Origin of the sequence: Rhabdaerophilum sp. (genome assembly GCF_046092605.1) — a bacterium.
Classification (GTDB): Bacteria; Pseudomonadota; Alphaproteobacteria; order Rhizobiales; family Beijerinckiaceae; genus Rhabdaerophilum.
The window spans coordinates 1-2,764 of record NZ_JBJTDY010000068.1 but is presented as its reverse complement, the minus strand read 5'-3'; the positions used below and the strand labels follow the sequence as shown (position 1 = coordinate 2,764).

General features: G+C 65.4%; 3 protein-coding genes. 1 reads left to right on the top strand and 2 read right to left on the bottom strand.

Features of this window, described 5'->3' with window-relative positions; all coding sequences use genetic code 11:
- Positions 1-54 precede the first annotated feature (54 nt).
- On the bottom strand, positions 55-762 hold the full coding sequence (locus ACKODO_RS05880; RefSeq protein WP_408982521.1) for an SDR family NAD(P)-dependent oxidoreductase: 708 nt from the start codon (positions 760-762) through the stop codon (positions 55-57).
- Positions 763-769: 7 nt separating this feature from the next.
- Positions 770-1,522, bottom strand: a complete 753-nt coding sequence (locus tag ACKODO_RS05875) for an SDR family NAD(P)-dependent oxidoreductase (RefSeq protein ID WP_408982520.1) — start codon at positions 1,520-1,522, stop codon at positions 770-772.
- A 283-nt stretch (positions 1,523-1,805) separates the two neighbouring features.
- On the opposite strand from ACKODO_RS05875, the gene ACKODO_RS05870 reads away from it, so the two are divergent.
- Positions 1,806-2,764, top strand: a 959-nt coding sequence (locus ACKODO_RS05870) for an ABC transporter substrate-binding protein (protein WP_408982519.1), incomplete at its 3' end; no start/stop codon positions are given.

Sequence of the window (2,764 nt, the reverse complement as noted above, 5' to 3'; positions counted from 1 at the left end):
GCCACTTTTCGGAATCGAGCGGAACAGGAGCGGTCATGGCGGGTCCTCGAGGGGTCAAAGCGTGAGATAGCCGCCATCAACCGGCAGGATCGTGCCGGTGATGAAGCGGGCGGATTCAGAGGCGAGGAAGACGACCGCGCCGGCCACATCCTCCGGTTGCCCCCAGCGTTTCATCGGGGTCCGGTCCAGGATCGGGGCCGAGCGGACAGGGTCCTCCACAAGCGGGCGGGTCAGTTCGGTATCGATCCATCCGGGCGCGACGGCATTGACGCGGATGCCTTCCGGCGCCCAGGCGGCAGCGAGGCTCTTGGTCAGCTGGCCGATGCCCCCTTTCGAGGCGGAATAGCCCGGGACGAAGGGCGAGCCCTGGAAGGTCAGCATCGAGGCGGTGTTGATGATGGAACCGCCGTTCCGGGCGAGAAGCGGCCTTGCGGCGAGGCAGCAGCGCATCGTGCCGACGAGATTGACCTCAAGCGTCTGCCGGAAGGCCTCGATCTCGAATTCCCTGCCGCCGCGCTGGATGGTGCCCGCGCAATTGACCAGCAGATCGAGCCGCTCCAGCCCGGCAAAGACGGGCATGACGGAGTCATCGCGCGTCACGTCCATCCTCATTGTGCGGATGGCGGGAACGGGCGCGAAGGCCGCGCATTCCGCCTCCGTCAGCCCCGTCGCGACCACCTCATAGCCCGCATCGGCGAGGGCCCGGCTGATGCCTTCGCCAATGCCGCGCGTGCCGCCGGTGATGAGGGCGACCGGGCGCATGGCCAACTCAGTAGGTCCCGCGTCCGCCGGAGATATCGAAGACCGCACCGGTCGAGAACGCACAATCCTCCGAGGCCAGCCAGCAGGCCATGGCCGCGATCTCGTCCACCTGCACGAAGCGGCCCATCGGGATTTTCGAAAGCATGAACTGGATGAATTCGGGCTTCATCTGGTCGAAGATCGCGGTCTTCGCGGCGGCCGGCGTGATGCAGTTGACGAGGATGTTCGAGGTTGCCAATTCCTTCCCCAGCGATTTCGTGAGCGCGATCAGCCCCGCTTTCGAGGCGGAATAATGCGAGGCATTGGGGTTGCCTTCCTTGCCGGCGATGGAGGCGATGTTCACGATCCGCCCGTAACCGCGCTTCAGCATCTCCGGCACGACCGCGCGGCAGACGAGATAGGGTGCGATGAGGTTGACCTCGATCACCTGTCGCCAGACCGCCGGTTCCAGCTCCCACAATTTCGCATTGCCGCCGGTGATGCCGGCATTGTTGACGAGAATGTCGATGCGCCCGTGGCGGGCCATCGCCGCAGCCGTCGCGGCAGCCACCGAAGCCTCGTCGGTGAGTTCGACAGCATCGGTCGTCACGGGTCCCAGCGTGCCGAGTGCGGCAGCCGCCTCGGCCAGGGCCGCCTGGTCGATGTCCCAGAGCACGGCCGTGCCGCCCGAGCGCAGCAGGCGCTCCGCGATGGCATGGCCGATGCCGCGCGCCCCCCCGGTGATGATCGCCACGCGATTCCGCAAGTCCAGCTGGTTCATTCCGCTCCCCCGAATTTCCCGGCGATGACATCGCTTCCCGGCCGGCTAGAATAATGCCATCGCGCCGCCGGGGACAATGCTGCCCGGCCTCCCGAACATGCCGGGGCAGGGCTCCCGCTCCAACATGCGAACACACAAAATGAGACGCTGGGATATGGGCGGCTTTCGCGTTGGACGGCAGCTTTCCGTCCGGCGCGGCGAAGATCGCGCTCAGGAGGCGCGCGCAGGCTGGTGTCCGGCATTGAAGCCGGCGGGTGCTGCCATGCCACAGGGAGGAACATACATGCGCAAGACTTTGCTCGGAGCCGTTGCGATTGCCGCCCTCATGCTGCCGGGTGCAGCCATGGCACAGGGTGGAACGATCCGGATCGGCGTTCTCGTTGCGCTTGAGGGCGCGTTTGCGACGGGCGGGCAGGATGCTGTCCGCAACGTCGAACTGGCCCTCAGGGAAGTGAACAACACCATCGCCGGCAAGAAGGTGGAGACGGTGATCGCGCCGACCGACACCAAGCCCGATACCACCGTGCGCATGGCGCGCAAGCTGATCGAACAGGACAAGGTTGATCTGATCATCGGCCCGCTTTCCGGTTCTGAAGGCATCGCGATGCGCGACTTTGCCAAAACCATCCCGGACAAGGTGGTGATCAACGGCATTTCCGGCGCGCTTGAGACCACTTGGGTCGATCCCGCCCCCAATTTCTACCGTTTCAACCTCGATGGCGGGCAATGGGGATACGGCCTTGGCTCCCACGCCTTCAAGACCAAGGGCTACAAGAAGATCGCCACCATCGTCGCGGATTACTCCTTCGGCTACACCAACTTCATGGGTTTCGCGGTCGATTACTGCAAGGCGGGTGGTGACATCGTCCAGCGCTTCTGGCAGCCGCTGGGGCAATCGGATTTCGGCGGCATCATCGCGCAGCTTCCCGAGAACGTGGATGCGATCTATCTCGGCCTGGGCGGCACGGACGCGATCAACTTCCTGAACCAGTACCAGCAGGCCGGCGAGAAGACGCGCCTGATCGGCGGCACGATCCTCGCCGACCAGACCGTTCTCACCGCGCGCGGCCGGGCGAAGGATGCGCTGAAGGGCACGCCTGTTTCCGGCCCCTTCGCGACCGACAACCCCGATCCGGCCTGGACTTCCTACGTGAAGCGCTATCAGGAAGCGTGGCCGGCCGCCCAGCGCCTGCCGACGCCCTCGCTCTTCGGCCTCGGCTACTACACGGCGACGCTCGCGGC

Excerpts from the sequence above, each read along its gene's own strand:
- ACKODO_RS05880 (WP_408982521.1), bottom strand. The coding sequence starts at position 762 with ATGCGCCCGGTCGCCCTCATCACCGGCGGCACGCGCGGCATTGGCGAA.
- ACKODO_RS05875 (WP_408982520.1), bottom strand. The coding sequence starts at position 1,522 with ATGAACCAGCTGGACTTGCGGAATCGCGTGGCGATCATCACCGGGGGG.